Below are 17,151 nucleotides of genomic sequence, written 5' to 3'. Positions count from 1 at the left end.
CACTTATCAAAAAAATGATTCCATTCCTATATCTTCTTTGTTTTTTAGTTTAGATGTATTTAAATTCTGTCTAAGACTCTTTCAATCAATCCTTCAATAGAATTCTTATAGCTTGCATTTACTTCTTTAGCTCGTCTATTGGCGATTACCATACAGCAGGTCATAGCCTTGTGATTCATTAACTTAGCCAATCCTGCTAGAGCGCTACTTTCCATTTCAAAGTTGGTAATTCTGTAGCCATTATATTCAAAGTCTTCTATTTTCTGATTCTGATTAGGATCGGCTAGAGGAATTCTCAATTCTCTTCCTTGTGGACCAAAGAAACCACCGCATGCAATTGTAACTCCTTTTACCATGTCATCAGCAGCAACTCGATCTATCAACTCTTTGTCTGCATCTATAACATAAGGAGCGCCCAATAATTCATTCCAATTCATGTGCTTCTTAAATGCTGCTTCAAACTCAAGGTCGCACGCCTCATTTCTGCCAGCATAAAAGTTCAATAATCCATCGAATCCAATACTTTTTTCACTTGCAATGTATGTTCCTGTGGGCACATATTCTTGCAAACCTCCACAAGTTCCAATACGAACAAATGTTAGTTGTCTAAGATTTGCTTTCTCTTTTCGTGTTTCAAAATCAATATTTGCAAGAGCATCTAGCTCATTAACAACAATATCGATGTTGTCACAACCAATACCTGTACTTACAACTGTAATTCGTTTGCCTTTATAAACTCCTGTAACGCTTTTAAATTCACGGTTACTTACTTCACATTCTATGCTTTCAAAGTGACTTGAAACTTGCGATACTCTGCCTGGATCGCCAACAAGTATAACTTTATCTGCAAGATGTTCGGGGTGAAGATGTAAGTGGAAAACACTTCCATCTTGATTTATAATGAGTTCTGAAGGTGCAAAATATTTACTCATGGTCTTATATCTTTATATGTTTATTAATTAAGTTCTAACTCTCTAATGTTTCGTTCAAGCCCTTTTTGCTCAAGCTGATATTTCATAAGCTGCTTTTCAATAAAGAGAATATCTTGTTTTAAAGATGATTGCTTTGCTTTATTTGCTTGCTTATATTGTATTCTTAAATTTTCTAGTTCAGTCTTTTGTTTTGCAACCAATTGCTTATTATCTTCTAATTTTGCAAATAATTGCTTACTTTTATTCGATTTAAACTGACTTAATGATGTGTATTTTATTTTGTCATTTACAATAAAAAGAACAGATTCTCTCCCTTTATTTTCCACATTTCTTTGAGTTCTAAGGCGTTCTAAGTTGCGCATCGCCTCTTGCTTATTGCCAAAGTTCCAAGTATCTTGAATGCTATTTAATTGAGCTAATTTCTTAATCGTATTATTGTCGAAGCCTTCTTGAGCTAGCTTCACACGATTTTTATTAGGAACAAAAATATAAATACATACTTTATCTTCTGGTTGATAGCGATCAGAAACAAGCCAACCTAGATTGTTTATTTCATCAATTGCCAAGAAATAATCGTTTGCTGTAGAGTTATATGGCAATCCATAATTGTCTGGAATATAAAAACCTCCATTGTCAACATCTAATCTTGTGGTGTAGATATCAAATCCTCCAATACTATTATGTCCCTTTGCAGAAAAGAAAAGGGTAGTGGCATCGGGCATTAAAAAGGGAAAATTAATGTCTGAAAATAGGGTATTTAATTCAGATATAGGACGTCTATCTTCCCATTTAGAATTGACATAATAGGCTAGAATAAGTTTTCTTCCTGATAAAGAATCACCAGAAGCATATATTTTCTTATTCTTTAAGGCATTTATAAACCAAGCATTATTATTTTCTATACCAACATATCCGTTTTCATTTTGCAAATCTAAATGCTTTAAAAACGACTCTTTATCTACCACCATACTATCTATCACCAATAATTTATCAGTGTTAGGGAGCATTGTTGCAAACAAACTATTATCCACTTTTTTATCAGTAGCAACTACCTTTGCTTTTGTTTCTTTCTTCTTTACTACCTTTTTCTTCTGTGCTTGAGTGCTAGTGAATGCAAAAAGACAGCAAATTAAAAATAATATATATCGTGCCATAGAAATATCTTTATATAAATTAAATCTCTAGATTTCCTATTATCCTCTTCTCTTGCTCTTCTAAAGCAAATGAATAAGGAAAAAAGAATAGCTCCTTAAAATAAAGAAAGCCTTATGCAAATATACATATTATTTTCGTCTTCATGCCCTTTTAAGTTCAATAAAAACAGCAAGAAGAGGTGCTATTTGCTACATTAATTCTACAAACAATGTTATTTTAGTTCATCAAGGTACGCACAAATACAGAAAAGAGAGCATGGATTGTTTATATTAACCAATATAATAAATAGGGGAGATAAATCACTATTTTCATTAAAACACAATGAAAAAGGTTTTAAATAACAATGAGATTAAAAGATAAAAGCAATGAGATTATACTACAAAAGCAGTATTATTTCACAAAGAAAAGAGAACAACTTCTCAAAAAAAGCAGTTATTCTATGTGTCGAAAACCATTTAATAATAAAGAATTAGTATATATAATTGAAGAACTGTTCAATTGGTATACACTTAAAAGAATAGTATTAAAAATGAGAAAGAGAATATGCCTCTTGCGATACATACTCTCTTTCATTCATATAGGAATTCAGTATACTAATTATTCACCTTTTTCCATTTTAGCTTTCAATGCTGCAAGAGCATCGATATCACCAAGAGAAGTACTTGCTGCCACGTTGTTTACTTGAGCAGAATCGTTCTTCTTAGCGTTGCTTGTGTGTTGCTTGCGAGGTTTAGCCTCTTCTTTACCTTCTTCGAAAGTACGGCTATGAGAAAGAATAATTCTCTTAGTTTCCTTTACAAATTCGATAACCTTGAAGTCTAGTTCTTCACCTACTTGAGCTTGTGTGCCGTCTTCTTTAACTAGGTGTTTTGGAGTTGCGAAACCTTCTCCACCTTCGTTCAATGTGATAACAGCACCCTTGTCCATCATCTCAGTGATCTTACCCTTGTGCAATGAACCTGGAGTGTAAAGAGTTTCATAAGCATCCCAAGGATTATCTTCAAGTTGCTTGTGACCAAGGCTTAGTCTGCGGTTTTCTTTATCTATCTCAAGAACAACAACATCGATTTCAGCTCCTACTTGAGTGAATTCAGATGGGTGCTTAACTTTCTTAGTCCAAGAAAGGTCTGAGATGTGGATCAATCCGTCAACACCTTCTTCTAGCTCAACAAAGATACCGAAGTTAGTAAAGTTACGAACCTTAGCTGTGTGTTTGCTACCGATTGGATATTTCACTTCGATAGTTTCCCATGGATCTTCTTTAAGTTGTTTAATACCTAAAGACATCTTACGTTCTTCACGATCAAGTGTAAGAACAACAGCTTCAACTTCGTCACCTACGTGTAAGAATTCTTGAGCTGAACGTAAGTGTTGGCTCCAAGACATTTCTGAAACGTGGATAAGACCTTCTACACCTGGAGCAATTTCAACGAATGCACCGTAGTCTGCGATAACAACTACTTTACCCTTAACGTGGTCACCCACCTTAAGTTCAGTGTTAAGAGCATCCCATGGGTGTGGAGTTAATTGTTTAAGACCTAGAGCGATACGTTTCTTTTCATCATCGAAATCAAGAATTACAACGTTGATCTTTTGGTCTAAAGCAACCACTTCGTGTGGATCGCTTACACGACCCCATGAAAGGTCTGTTATATGAATAAGACCATCAACACCACCAAGGTCGATAAATACACCATAAGAAGTGATGTTTTTAACTGTACCTTCAAGGATTTGGCCTTTTTCAAGTTTGCTAATAATTTCTTTCTTTTGTGCTTCTAGCTCAGCTTCGATAAGAGCCTTGTGAGAAACAACAACGTTACGGAACTCTTGGTTGATCTTAACGATCTTGAATTCCATAGTTTTTCCTACGAATACGTCGTAGTCACGAATTGGATGAACGTCGATTTGGCTTCCTGGTAAGAATGCTTCGATACCGAATACGTCAACAATCATACCACCCTTTGTACGACACTTGATGTAACCTTGTACAATTTCTTCTTTTTCAAGAGCTTCATTAACACGATCCCAGCTCTTATTTAGGCGTGCTTTCTTGTGAGAAAGTTCAAGTTGTCCTTTCTTATCTTCTTGCATCTCTACATATACTTCCACTTTATCACCTGCTTTTAGGTCTGGGTTGTATCTGAATTCAGATGCAGGAATGATACCATCACTCTTGTAACCGATGTTAACAATAACTTCTTTCTTGTCTACATGAGTAACAGTTCCCTCAACAACTTGGTGTTCTGCAATTTTATTAAGGGTTTCATCATAAGCCTTTACAAGGGCTTCCTTGCTGGCGTTGTTGCCAGAACCATTTTCGAATTCTTCCCAATTGAAGTCTTCTAATGGTTGTACGTTCTTTAAGTTTGACATAATGTTAATTAAAAATGAATTAATAAAGTTAGACTTTATATTGATTAAATAAAAATCGTTGCAAAGTTACATTATTGCTATTACAATATGGATATAACTGCATTTGCAAATGAATAGTTTATTTTTTTTTAACTAAAATTGTTATTCTAGGATCTTAATCATATTAAATTCTACGATTTTTCCAGTAGGATCTATTCGTGTTTGTACCTTATATTTATTGGTTTCAGACTGACCGTCTTTTAATTTAACATCTTGGGATACATAGAATTCCGTTGTATATTCGTATTCTTCAAGTCCTATTTCTTTCTTCTTAATCTTTAGATTCTTATCGATATTCCAGTCTATTGCCTCTACATTATCTTTATATAGCTTGCTAATAAATACTGCGATATCAGAATGTTTGATATCGGTTTTATTAAGGAACGATGATATATTGGGACTAATTGTTTCTTGTACCTTATTTTCATTGCGTTCACTTATACCTCTAAAGAAAGTCTTTATGGTTCCGGCTACCATCTGATATTCATCTTGTTGCACCTCTTTAGCCTTTAGAACTCTTATCTTTTCGTTAGCCTCATTGATGTAGTTGCCATCATAGTGGTCGTTTATATAAGTGTTATAAGCTTCAATTGTGTTCTTTTGTGATACAGCAACGAAGTCTAAAGAATCGATTTTTTGCAGTGCTTCCTTCTTATGTTTAGGATTTTCAGATTTAGATAAATAGTCTTCGAAAGCTTCTTTAGTATTACTAATAAGCGCATTTGTCCAATCATTGTCAGTAGAACGTAATATTGTTAGATGCGCATTGATTGAATCGATATGCTCTTGTGGAGCATTTTTTGCATAAGTATTAAGATAGTCTTCAAGTATTCCAATTTCCTTACTCTTCATTGCTAGTTCGTAAGCCTCTTTCTCATTTTTCTTTTGTGCATTACTATAAACATAGAAAAGGGTAGCACAAAGAATTAATGCAATGATAAATGAAGACAAAATAATAACTTTTTTAGGCTTCTTATTTTGTGGTGGAGTAGGTGTTTTAGGCTCTGTTGGAGGAACAGCCTCAACTGTTTGTATTGGAGCTTCTATAGGAGTTGTTTCTTTAACAGATGCAACCGCTGCTGTATTCTTTTCTAAAGCACACTTAGGACATTCTCCTTTTTCTGTAAAATAAGCCGTATCACATGTAGGACAGACTGTTACTTTACCCCTTATTTCTGCACCACAAGTAGGGCAAACTGGGGCTCTGTCGCTTACAGATGCATTACATTCAGGACATTTTATTATAGCCATAGTTTTTTGATTTTATGTTATTGTTTAAAGTGAATGAATCGTATTTCCCGCATACCATGCGTCCCAAAGAATCTACTTTTATCAACATAGCCATTAATTCCGTTAATTCTTCCTTTACCAGTATATTGCCACATGGTTATATCTCTACCATCTTTTAAGACTGGTTCTCGTTGAGTATATTGTGCAATCATCAGTTTATAACCATCAATCTTGCCTGAAAGATAATTATCATAGAAGTTAGTAAAGGTATAAAGTAGAGGCTTTTGCTTGTATTCTTTCTCGACCATTGTTAAGAATTTCAAAAGAGAATCACAGAATTCTTCTGTTGGTAATCCGCTTTTTGTTTCGATATCAATCATCGGAAGAAGATCTTGGTCTTCAGGTCTACATTGAGTTCTGAAGTTTTCTAACTGCTTAGTTAAGTTCGTTTTGGGTCTAAAAAAATGATAAGAACCTACCTTTAGTCCATATTTATGAGCTAATTCAATGTTGTAGGCGTATGTTTTATCGATGTTATCTCCACCTTCTGTGGCTTTAAGATACACGTAAGCCATCTTTGTGTTTTCTCCAATTGTTTCCCAAAAGACATTTCCTTGGTAGTGACTAAGGTCAATACCATGCACATGACTACAAGTATCTTCGCAATTATAAAATTCGTCTTGGGCAAAACCTGCAATTGAAAAGATGCAAGAAAGAATGAATATAAATATACGTTTCATGTCTACAAAGTTACGAAAAACTATAATTTGATATATTTTTCATCGTGTTTTTTTACATATATTATATTTTGATTTCTCCTTATTCTTGCACATCTGATATGCTATGAATAAAACTGGTGATAAAATTACTACTTGCTTCTATTGGTGCATAAGGGAAATATTTGAAACTCCTTTTTATGTTTTTTCTTAGTACTTCGGGGTTATTGTAAACAAAACCGTTGTCTCCTTCTCTAATAGTCCATTCCTCTTTATTACTATTCTTTTTGACGTTTCCTAGCGCATGCATAAATAGCGCATATGAAGAGTTACTAACTTTATCTACAAAGGGTACTTCACTTTTATCAAACTTGAATACTGTTATCAAAATACTTCCAATAAGTGCTGTTATATTTACAATATGTAGACTAGACAGCCAACGATTTAATTTATTAAAATCAACATCATCTCCATTGTTTCTTAAGTAGGTTCCAAGTTCTAATACCAATTTTATAGACAATCCTTTTCTAAACAGATTGCTCACATTATCGATTAACAGCTCAAGTAGATCTAATGTTGTAAGGGATGAACTGTTATTTGAAAGTTCTTCATTCCTTATCTTCTTAAGTCTTATATTCAACAACTTGTTGGATAGTTTGATCTCTGTAGATTCTTCAAAAGCATTATCTTGATTAGAAACTTCTTCTAACTTACGGAGGATTGGGTTAGGAACATTGAACTCTTTATCGTATTGATGATGTTTCAATCCTTTATAAACAAAAGATGAAACATTATGTACCACTGCCATTTTAAATAGTTGTTCCCATTTAAAACTAGACATTGGTTCAATGTTTCCATATTCATTTAAAGCCCCAGACTTTAATAATGTAAGAAAGTTTCGACGTATTATATCCATATTTCCTTAAGAATATTTTTTAGGATAACGCACTAATATCGATAATAAAGCCATCAATGCAATACTAATAGGGTAGTAGGTATAACCAACTATTTCAATAGGTGAAACATTGGTTAAGCCTGCAGCCATAAGAATTTGCGCCCCATAGGGAAGCAATCCTTGCGTTGCACAAGAGAAAGTGTCGAGAATACTTGCTGATTTTCGTGAGTCTATCTCAAACTTTTTACTTATTTGTTTAGCGATATTTCCTACTGTTATAATTGCTACGGTGTTGTTGGCTGTACATACATTAACAAATGAAACAAGAAGACCAATAGACAATTCAGCTCCTCTCTTACCCTTAATAAATTTGGTCAAAATAGCAATGATATAATGAATGCCACCATTATATTTAATAACAGCAAGCAATCCACCTGCCAACATTGTTACGATTATGAGCTCACCCATACTTGTCATACCACCACCTAAAGTGGCAAACCAACCATATAGGTCATAACTTTGAGCAAAAAATCCAAGTACTCCACTAAAGACAATACCCACAATTAAAACAATCATCACATTTATTCCTCTCAAAGCCATAAGAATTACAACGATATAAGGAATAAGATGAACATAATTAAAGTCAGGCAAATCAGCTGGTTTTTCTAGTCCGTGTCCTAGGATTGTATATATAATAAGTATGCAGACTGCTGCAGGGACAACGATTAAGCTATTTACCTTGAATTTATCTTTCATACTACAGCCTTGACTTGACGTTGCAGCTATCGTTGTATCAGATATAAATGAAAGGTTATCTCCAAAGAAAGCTCCCCCAATAACAATACCTAACATAAGAGGTTCATCTACTCCTAAGACATGAGATAAGCCCGATGCTATTGGAACTAATGCAATAATGGTTCCCACACTTGTACCAATAGCAAGACTAATGATACAGGCAGATAAGAAAAGTCCTGCAAGAATAAACTTTGCGGGTAATATACTTAGAATAAAATAAACTGTTGCATCAACACTTCCCATTGCTTTAGCAGATGCAGCAAAAGCTCCTGCAAGAATAAAAATCCACACCATCTGCAATAAACTATTTTGTCCTGCACCCTCTGTAAAGATTGAAATTCTTTTCTCTATGCTTTCTCCTGTGGTCATCATAATCGCACATATACTTGCAATTAAGAAACTTACTGTTACTGGAAGTTTATAAAAATCCTTTGCAACAATAGCACAAGAAAGATATAAAGCAATAAAAAGAAAAAGTGGAGTTAAAGCTTTTAACCCTTTAATATGTTTTATTTCACTCATATATAGCTACTTATAAGAAGTATAAAGACAATTATATTGAAAGTAATTTTACAATTGAAGTCGTCTGTAGAAGTTTACATTTTCTTTTGAAATTAATTCAATTGGCATGTAATTTACAGGCTCAACTTCAGCCTTAAGTACTATTGCTTTGAACAAAGTATCAACACAACTATACCCTTGAAGATAAGCATGTTGAGCAATTAAGAAAGATATACTACCTTGTTTTAAGCAATCTATGTTCTTTTCAACCATGTCATAACCCATAATTTGTACATCTCTTCTGTTGGTATGAAGCAAAAACTCACCCACAATATGTGCCTTAGAGTTAAAGGTTATGCAATGATGTACATCCTGATTTTTATTAAAGAAATCTTCTAAAAGTTTATAATATTCTCCCTTATCCTCTTCTGTTGGGAGGTTCAATTCTACTATATTCACCTTAGGAAAGTGCTCATCCATATAATGTCTGAATCCAACTTCTCGGTGTGCTTGCTGCTTACTGGTTACTCTTCCATTCTTAGTTTGTTTCATAAGCATTATCGTTTTCTCTTCAGAAGCCAAAAGCATAAGCATTTTAGCAGAGAAATAGCCACTTGCAAGCGAGTCTTGTCCAAAGAAAGACAGTGGCTTTAAGTCGGGCATATAAGAGTCTAATAGTACAAAAGGAATATGTTGAGCTATAAACGACTCTGTTACCTTCTTTGTTAAGTCTAGTTCTGAAGGTACAATAATAACTCCATCGGGTTGTGCCTCTAAACATTTTTGAGCCTGTTCTAAATACGAAGCCTCATTAAAACGTTTGAAATAGAGTATCTTTACATTAATATGAAAGTCACGTCTTGCCTCCATTGCGCTATAAGCACCTTTCTCAATTTCCTCCCAATAGGTCTCAGAACCATGATCAGGAATAAGCAAATAGAAGGTATATGATTTATTATAGGCGAGTGCACTCGCATAAACATTGGGTTGATAGTTCATTTCCTTAAGAACTTTTTCTACCTTTTCCAAAGCTTTGGGAGAAACATTAGGACGTTTATGTAGAACTCTATCAACAGTTCCAACCGACACTCCAGCTCGAAGTGCTATATCTTTTATGCGTATTTTTTCTGTCATGAAACTCTATAATACTTGTTTTGTGCACAAAAATACAAAGAAATAATTAATTTTTTAGTCTAAATATGGTTTATTTGATAGAGAAATTATGTAATAATCATCAAGATACTGTAACTTTGTAGCGAATAAAATAAATCGCAATAGTGTTTTCTTTAAAGATTAAATCATTTATAATATTGCTGATAAACATTTCTTTTGGTTTATCGATATTGTTTTTTTCTTCGGCTTGCACAGCGCAAAAGTCGAGGAGTTTAGTTGATGAATTAAACGAAAAATCTTATCTTTTTCACTATAAAGACCTTGATAGCACCAACTATTATGCCACTAAAGCACTCAAATTATCAGAAGGATATGGTGCAGGACATGCAGAAGCACTGAATAATATTGCTTTTGTTAGTACGGCAAAGATGAACTATAATGAGGCAAAAACTCAATTGTTCGAGGCTCAAAAGGTTACAGACAATCAGATAGAACTACTTATTTCTGACATTATGTTTATGCGCTTATGCCAACGTCAATCAAAAAATAAGGAGTTCTATGATTATAAACAACACGCAGAAGAGCGCTTAGAGAGAATTAAAGAGGAGGAAGATGTATTGAATTTGCATCAACGTAAAAGATTGCTTTTTGCGAGAACGGAATACTATATCATTCTTTCTACCTATTTTTATTACATAGGATTAAATGAAAATTCTATTGAAGCGTTACAAAATATTGACCCTCATGGAGGTATACAACGTGACACTGCTCAGCTACTTAACTATTATTATAGTATTGGTTCAGGAGGTATTATTCATAAAAAAGATAATTATTCTGCTAAACAAGAAGAGCTTGACTACCTTATTAACTGCTATACTATCGCAAAGAAAAATGACTTTATCTATTGGGAAGCAAACGCTTTGCAAAGTATTAGTGAGTCTTTATCTAATCCAGAAACAGGCAATACTCTTGTAATGAATAATAGTTCGATGCTGAGAACCATTATTCCTGATAATCAATTTGAAGACCTTCTTGCAAAAGAAATAGCCGTTAAATCTGTGGATTTGTTCAAAAAATATGGCGATGTCTATCAAATTGCGGGGGCATATCGTAGTCTTGCTAAGTCTTTTTGGGAACAAGGACAATATGAAGATGCGCTATGGTGTCTTGAACATGCTCTAAGTGATAACATAAAAATTCAACAAGCCCCTGACTTGGTTGCCTCTATTAGAGAACAAATGTCGCTTGCTTATTCTGCTATTGACGACAAACAGTTAAGTGATTACAATAGAAATATCTATTTAGATATGCAAGAAATCACTCGACAAGACCGCTTCTTAGAGTCGAGAGCAGAACAATTGAGTAAATCTTCACACCAACTAAATATCATGGTTACATCTGTTGTGATAATGATTTTATTGGTTATACTCCTTCTTTTTATCTTTGATAGAATGAAAAGAAGAAGTGATCGCAAGTTTAAAATCACCTCTTTGTTGTCTCCACTTGAACAATGGGAGGCTGAAAACAAACAAAAACTTGAAGATTTTCAGGAAACCTGCGAAGAGGTTAAAGAGCAACTGTACCAAGAGCAGCGATATGTAGTGATGAATAAGGAAAAGAATATTGAACAAAGGGCTAAAGTCTCTTTGGTTAGTAACACTTATCCTTTGATTGATAGAATGGTTAATGAAATCCACAAATTAATTATAAATACTTCTGAAAGTACAGATATTCGTCAGCAACGCTTGGCTTATATCTCGGAACTTGCCAACTCTATAAACCAAACAAATACTGTTCTAACAAGCTGGATACAGATGCATAAGGGAGACATTAGTTTGAGAATAGAGAGTTTTCCATTGCAAACTATCTTTGAGCTACTTAAAAAGAATAGTATGTCTTACCAACTAAAGAACATTAATTTGAATGTTGTAGACACCTCAGAAGTGGTTAAAGCTGATAAGACACTTACTCTTTTCATGATAAATACCTTAGCAGACAATGCTCGAAAGTTCACTCCTTCGGGTGGAGAAGTTACTATTTCAGCAAAATCTTTAGACGATTATGTTGAGGTTTCTATAATTGATAATGGAGTAGGGATTGATGAAGAAGGATTGAGAAACTTATTCTCTTTCAAGAAAATAGAACTAAAACAGAACACTTCTTCTATACAAGAAAAAGGATATGGCTTTGGCTTAATGAACTGTAAAGGTATTATTGAGAAATATAAGAAAGTTAGTTCTATATTTAAGAATTGCTCAATTGGAGCTGAAAGTGAAGTTGGAAAGGGTAGTAGATTCTACTTTACACTCCCTAAAGGCTTGAAGAAAACATTCTTAGTTTTGTTCTGTTCAATACTATCTGCAACATCATTTGGTGCACCTAATATTGATAAACAAGAAAAACAATTCATTCAAAAAGCTGGAGAATATGCAGATAGTGCCTATTACTCAAATTTAAATGAGACCTATGAGCTTACTCTTGAGTTTACTGATAGTTGCATTGTTTATCTCAATAAAGCTTATCATGTAAAGCACCCTAAAAGCAATATCCTATTAAAAGAAAGCGGAGACCCTAATAAAGCCGCTGAATTAATATGGTTTGCAAAGCACGTTAATACCGATTATGACATCATTCTAGACTTTAGAAATGAATCGGCTGTGGCAGCATTAGCCCTTAATCGCTGGGATTTATACAATTATAATAACAGTGTCTACACTCAACTTTTCCGCATAAAGAGTGCCGACAATACTCTTGGTGACTATGTAAAAGTGATGCAAACATCAGAGAGTAATAAGAATATTGCCATTATTCTGCTTATCCTTTTGCTTGTATTATTAATCCCTGCTTATTACTTTTTATACTATAGACACGAGCTTTATTATCGTTTTTGCATTGATAAGATAAATCGAATCAATAGTATTCTATTATCAGATACACAAAATGCAAAGGAGAAACTTAGATTAATAGAGACTTTATGGAGCAACAGTTTTAATAAAGAACAAAGTAATACTCGTCTTCATTTACTCAATGATATCGTGAAAGAGATCAAACATTCTTTGAAATTAGAATGTACTTTATTAGAACAGCAGAATAAAGATTTAACACTCTTGAAAGACGAATTGAGCAAAACTAAGTATGAAGCAGATGCTCTTTATATATCAAACAACTTATTAGATAATAGCTTGTCCACCTTTAAACATGAGACAATGTATTATCCCTCACGCATAAAACAACTAATAGAGCAAGAGGATATTGAAATAAAAGTTGTTGAAGAGTTGCTACACTACTATAAAGAACTCTATAGTTTGTTTCTTCTTCAGGCTGTTAGTCAACTGCGTTCAAAGATAAACGTGGATACTTCAACCCTCAAGTATCTCTTCTCCTTAATAAAGAAGATTAATCAAATTACAACACTAGCCATTGAAGAAGAACCTTACGGCGATAAATATGTAAAGGTCTATATTGAGCTTCCTGCCAATAACTTAAAGGAGAAAGAACTCAAACAGATGTTTACTTCTGAAACAATAGATATACGTTATCTAATTTGTAGACAGATAATCAGAGAACTAGGAGAGGAAACAAACATGCGTGCCGTAGGCATACAAGCGATTGAAAGAAATAATAAACAATATATAGAAATCGTATTTACAACTGTAATATGGAAGAATTTAAAGTCATTATTGTAGAAGATGTACCCTTAGAACTAAAGGGTACAGAAGGTATTCTCAAAACAGAAATACCCGAAGCAAAAATAATTGGCACTGCCGATAACGAATATTCATATTGGAAACTCATAAAACAAGAACTTCCAGACCTTGTTCTTCTCGATCTAGGTTTAGGTGGCTCTACAACTATTGGAGTTGAAATATGTCGACAAACAAAGCAAAACTATCCAGATGTAAAGATACTTATCTTCACAGGAGAGATTCTAAATGAAAAACTTTGGGTAGACGTTTTAGATGCAGGTTGTGATGGAATTATTCTAAAAACAGGAGAACTCTTAACTTATGCTGACGTATCTAGTGTAATGAGTGGTAAGAAACTAGTTTTTAATCAACCTATTCTTGAAAAGATACTATCTAGATTTAAAGAAGCTATATCTCACGAAATTCAGCATAACGAAGCACTTATCAACTATGAGATAGACGAATACGATGAACGCTTCTTACGCCACTTGGCTCTAGGATATACTAAAGAACAGATCACAAACCTACGTGGCATGCCTTTTGGTGTAAAGAGTTTAGAGAAAAGACAAAATGAATTGATCCAAAAACTCTTTCCAAATGGAAATGGAGGTGTTGGTATTAATGCTACTCGTTTGGTTGTTAGAGCTTTGGAATTAAGAGTCTTAGACATCAATAACTTAGTTGCAGATGATGAGTAAACTTAAGAGTTTATTTAAATTAAATATTGCATTTATCACTTGTAGCCTTCTTTTGTTACAAATCATGGTCGTAATTTTATCGTGGATGATAAAAACAATTTATCCCGAATTCAATGGTAGATCATTATTAAGTGGAGAAGGAGTGAGGTGGTTTTTGGGCAATTTTACTAATAATGTAGCTTCCAATATTTTGGTTTGGATTATTCTTATAGGATTGTCCTGGGGGGCTATTCGTGCCAGTAATATACTACAAGTATTTAAACGTTCACACACTTTGAGTTATCGAGAGCGTTTAGGCTTCCGTATCGTTCTAATCGAAATAATGATATGGTTCACTGTAATTGCCCTCCTTTCTTTCATTCCTCATGCTGCAATGTTAAGTATAACAGGACAATTATTCCCAAGTAGTTTCTCTAAAAGTATTGTTCCTCTCATTGCTTTTATTGCTCTCTTCAGTTCTATTACTTATGGACTTATTATTGGAAGACTTAGAAAGGGCAACCTCATTATTGAGGCTTTAAGCAATGGAATAAAGCAAATTGCTCCTTACATTATTATATATATCATTCTTGTTCAGCTCATCTACTCTATAAAATTTGTTCTTTTGATATAGCATTAAAGATGTAACTTCTATATCTTGTTTATTATTAAAAACTATTATGATTCACTTTAATACAATATAAAGGAGTAATAGCATTATTAAACTATAAAGGGAAGCTCCAATATCAATATGGAGCTTCCCTCTTTTCGTATATAACTATTTTTTTTATTGATTCTCAAAAGCCCTTTATAGTTTTAGTTTTAGAGAATATAAAAGACTTTTCTTTTCTCAAGACTTACATGCTTACTTCTTTCTAAGAATCACTTGTTGGTTATTAAACTCATAGGCTCTATCTAATACTTCAAGAACATTTTGCCAACGAGCAGCAGGAACCATTTGCTTTTTGTATTCTTTTTCTAAGTGAATAACTAATTTATTACCCGTTACTTCTGCTTTGGTTACAAATCGCATATCCTCATTATTAAAATTAGTATTGAGCTTTTGTAGGCTTTCGGGAGTAACATCATATCCTGAAGGAAGTTCAACATTAATAGTCGCAACAAAGGTACGAGGATAAGAGAAGATGATATCGTCAGTACGTTGGCGTTCTTTCCCTTCGATATGTGTTTGTTGTCCTACAAGCTGTCCCACAGAAAGAGTAAGGTTCTTTCCCGCCTTTTTAACTAATCCATCCATAGTATAAGCGACCTTATAGGTAAAAGGAGTATTGTTTTGTCCTACACTTGTAACTTCAGTAGACTCAATACTAACAGGTGCTTTATCGTGATAATTCTTTATTTCTTCTTGGAAGTTCTCACTTATCTCTTTTTTGTCAGCCTCTGCACGCTCCTTAGCAGCAGCCTCTCCCTTACTTTTTTTATAGGTAAGAATATCTGCATAGCCGTGAACACCATATGGCTCTCCCCATGCCTTACAGATTTCTTCAGCTGTGGCATAAGTAGGAATGGCACCTTCTTTCTCATTCCCTGTAAGTGTTTCAGTACGAGTTATATGTAAAATAACATCATCAATTGTCGCATTTACATCAATCTTCTCGACATTATCTGATGATTTCGATGCTAGAGTTTTAAATTCTTCAAATGGACCATCTGAAAAGTTATTAGGTGATTTTGAACGTTGCGCCTCTCTATTTTGCAATTGACTAAATAACACTTTGCCACTAACAGAATATACATTAGGATTAGAAAAGAGCTGACCATTATTAAGTTCTATCAGTGATACTGCATTATCAAAGTTAATAATATTACTTAATGCTTCATCACTCCATGTTGTTGAGATAACTCTTGTGAATGGGACTTTAGCCTTTTTCAATGCTTGTGGGAAAAGAGTTCCAAATAGAATGTTATGATCCATATACTGCTTTTTAAATATCAAAGACCTCATTACCATGTAGTCGTATATGAAATTAGCTTTCTCTTCATCGCTTTTCATATTTTTTGCTTGAGTAATAGTCTTTCCTAGTATTTCTTCAAAGGTCCATTTATCACCTCTATCTTCCCAACGTTTCCATGCATCTAACTGTATCTCCTTTGCAGATGGATTAGCGTGAAGTCCCTTTTCTTTTGTACTCTTAGGAATATAGCCCACTGCCACTTTACCTGTTACGTATAAAGCAGTATATGGTGTTTGCATAGTTGTTTTATAAGCATACTGAGGGAGCGTCTTTTCAATATCCTTTACACGTACATCTAAAATAACATTGTCATCATCATTAGAAGCAGTAAAGTCTGGAGCTCCATTCATTGCACGATACTGTGTACAAAGTTTTTTATCGATAGCACAATGTATTTGATAATCTAGAGTAGGGTATTTTGAACGAAATACAAATACAAAAGGAGGCATATTTTCTTCTTTAATATAATCGAGGTCGTAGAAGAAATAATCAATTAAATCGCCAATTTGCAAATCAGGGACAGCTAGTTTTGCTCGCTTATCCTTACCTTTCTTACCTTCTTCAACATCTTGATAATCACTACTATCAATAATTCTTTCTGTTCCATCGGCTTTAATCACCTTAACACCAAGAACAGTTCTATGGTCATCACGGCCGAAGTAACTATAAGAACGATTATAAGTCTGAAAATCAAAGGTCGAGAACTTATCTAATGCAGCTTTATCTTTTATTTGAATTAGATAACGTTGAATCTGAGTTCCATTGATTTGTTTAACCATTTTGTTGCCTGCCCAAAAACTAAATTTACGTTTTTGGTCGACAATTACCTCCTCATAACGAGCAAGAATGACCGCAGACTCATTTTTATACTTTGCTGGGACATTGCGATTTTTAAACTGTGGAAGATCTTGTCCCCATACTTCTTCCTTAACTTTTTCTACAAATTTCTTGTAGTCATTATTGTCAAACGCCAATGAAGGTAGGGCAATAAAGATGCATAATAATGAAAATAAAATCTTCTTCATAGGACTAATATTTATTATTTAGTTATCAATTCAATTGT

At 33.8% G+C, this 17,151-nt stretch carries 12 protein-coding genes; 3 read left to right on the top strand and 9 right to left on the bottom strand.

What is annotated here, in order from left to right:
• Positions 1-59: 59 nt before the first annotated feature.
• The 8 genes from A3GM_RS0101485 to A3GM_RS0101450 all read right to left on the bottom strand — a co-directional run bounded on the left by A3GM_RS0101485 (position 60) and on the right by A3GM_RS0101450 (position 9,770).
• Positions 60-932 (bottom strand): nucleoside phosphorylase, encoded by an 873-nt coding sequence (locus tag A3GM_RS0101485; protein WP_018361611.1) that lies wholly within the window; start codon positions 930-932, stop codon positions 60-62.
• A 23-nt stretch (positions 933-955) separates the two neighbouring features.
• A complete protein-coding gene (locus A3GM_RS0101480; RefSeq protein WP_018361610.1) occupies positions 956-2,086 on the bottom strand; it encodes a hypothetical protein in 1,131 nt (376 codons plus the stop codon).
• 598 nt (positions 2,087-2,684) lie between these two features.
• Positions 2,685-4,460 (bottom strand): 30S ribosomal protein S1, encoded by a 1,776-nt coding sequence (rpsA, locus tag A3GM_RS0101475; protein WP_018361609.1) that lies wholly within the window; start codon positions 4,458-4,460, stop codon positions 2,685-2,687.
• Positions 4,461-4,601: 141 nt separating this feature from the next.
• Positions 4,602-5,750 (bottom strand): zinc ribbon domain-containing protein, encoded by a 1,149-nt coding sequence (locus A3GM_RS0101470; RefSeq protein ID WP_018361608.1) that lies wholly within the window; start codon positions 5,748-5,750, stop codon positions 4,602-4,604.
• Positions 5,751-5,767: 17 nt separating this feature from the next.
• Positions 5,768-6,469: a glycoside hydrolase family 25 protein gene (locus tag A3GM_RS0101465; protein ID WP_018361607.1), complete on the bottom strand. Its 702-nt coding sequence runs from the start codon at positions 6,467-6,469 to the stop codon at positions 5,768-5,770.
• Positions 6,470-6,548: 79 nt separating this feature from the next.
• Complete coding sequence (locus A3GM_RS0101460; RefSeq protein WP_018361606.1) at positions 6,549-7,361, bottom strand: hypothetical protein; 813 nt, start codon at positions 7,359-7,361, stop codon at positions 6,549-6,551.
• Between the two features lie 6 nt (positions 7,362-7,367).
• Positions 7,368-8,657: a Na+/H+ antiporter NhaC family protein gene (locus tag A3GM_RS0101455; RefSeq protein ID WP_018361605.1), complete on the bottom strand. Its 1,290-nt coding sequence runs from the start codon at positions 8,655-8,657 to the stop codon at positions 7,368-7,370.
• 48 nt (positions 8,658-8,705) lie between these two features.
• Complete coding sequence (locus A3GM_RS0101450; protein WP_018361604.1) at positions 8,706-9,770, bottom strand: LacI family DNA-binding transcriptional regulator; 1,065 nt, start codon at positions 9,768-9,770, stop codon at positions 8,706-8,708.
• Positions 9,771-9,946: 176 nt separating this feature from the next.
• On the opposite strand from A3GM_RS0101450, the gene A3GM_RS0101445 reads away from it, so the two are divergent.
• From A3GM_RS0101445 to A3GM_RS0101435, 3 genes are all read left to right on the top strand, one after another.
• Positions 9,947-13,435, top strand: a complete 3,489-nt coding sequence (locus tag A3GM_RS0101445) for a sensor histidine kinase (protein WP_240430779.1) — start codon at positions 9,947-9,949, stop codon at positions 13,433-13,435.
• A complete protein-coding gene (locus A3GM_RS0101440; RefSeq protein ID WP_018361602.1) occupies positions 13,408-14,133 on the top strand; it encodes a DUF5932 domain-containing protein in 726 nt (241 codons plus the stop codon). Before A3GM_RS0101445 ends, A3GM_RS0101440 begins: the two co-directional genes overlap by 28 nt.
• Positions 14,134-14,197: 64 nt before the next feature.
• A complete protein-coding gene (locus tag A3GM_RS0101435; RefSeq protein WP_238299182.1) occupies positions 14,198-14,746 on the top strand; it encodes an AbgT family transporter in 549 nt (182 codons plus the stop codon).
• A gap of 231 nt (positions 14,747-14,977) precedes the next feature.
• Here A3GM_RS0101435 and A3GM_RS0101430 read toward each other — a convergent pair whose 3' ends face one another.
• Positions 14,978-17,113, bottom strand: coding sequence for a DUF3857 domain-containing protein (locus A3GM_RS0101430; RefSeq protein ID WP_018361600.1), 2,136 nt, complete (start codon positions 17,111-17,113; stop codon positions 14,978-14,980).
• Positions 17,114-17,151 lie beyond the last annotated feature (38 nt).

This window comes from Hoylesella nanceiensis DSM 19126 = JCM 15639 (genome assembly GCF_000379965.1).
GTDB classification, from domain to species: Bacteria; Bacteroidota; Bacteroidia; order Bacteroidales; family Bacteroidaceae; genus Prevotella; species Prevotella nanceiensis.
This window is presented reverse-complemented; position numbering and strand designations above follow the sequence as displayed.

Coding starts and splice junctions, on each gene's coding strand:
- A3GM_RS0101485 (WP_018361611.1), bottom strand. CDS start 932: ATGAGTAAATATTTTGCACCTTCAGAACTCATTATAAATCAAGATGGA.
- A3GM_RS0101480 (WP_018361610.1), bottom strand. CDS start 2,086: ATGGCACGATATATATTATTTTTAATTTGCTGTCTTTTTGCATTCACT.
- rpsA (WP_018361609.1), bottom strand. CDS start 4,460: ATGTCAAACTTAAAGAACGTACAACCATTAGAAGACTTCAATTGGGAA.
- A3GM_RS0101470 (WP_018361608.1), bottom strand. CDS start 5,750: ATGGCTATAATAAAATGTCCTGAATGTAATGCATCTGTAAGCGACAGA.
- A3GM_RS0101465 (WP_018361607.1), bottom strand. CDS start 6,469: ATGAAACGTATATTTATATTCATTCTTTCTTGCATCTTTTCAATTGCA.
- A3GM_RS0101460 (WP_018361606.1), bottom strand. CDS start 7,361: ATGGATATAATACGTCGAAACTTTCTTACATTATTAAAGTCTGGGGCT.
- A3GM_RS0101455 (WP_018361605.1), bottom strand. CDS start 8,657: ATGAGTGAAATAAAACATATTAAAGGGTTAAAAGCTTTAACTCCACTT.
- A3GM_RS0101450 (WP_018361604.1), bottom strand. CDS start 9,770: ATGACAGAAAAAATACGCATAAAAGATATAGCACTTCGAGCTGGAGTG.
- A3GM_RS0101440 (WP_018361602.1), top strand. CDS start 13,408: ATGGAAGAATTTAAAGTCATTATTGTAGAAGATGTACCCTTAGAACTA.
- A3GM_RS0101435 (WP_238299182.1), top strand. CDS start 14,198: ATGGTCGTAATTTTATCGTGGATGATAAAAACAATTTATCCCGAATTC.
- A3GM_RS0101430 (WP_018361600.1), bottom strand. CDS start 17,113: ATGAAGAAGATTTTATTTTCATTATTATGCATCTTTATTGCCCTACCT.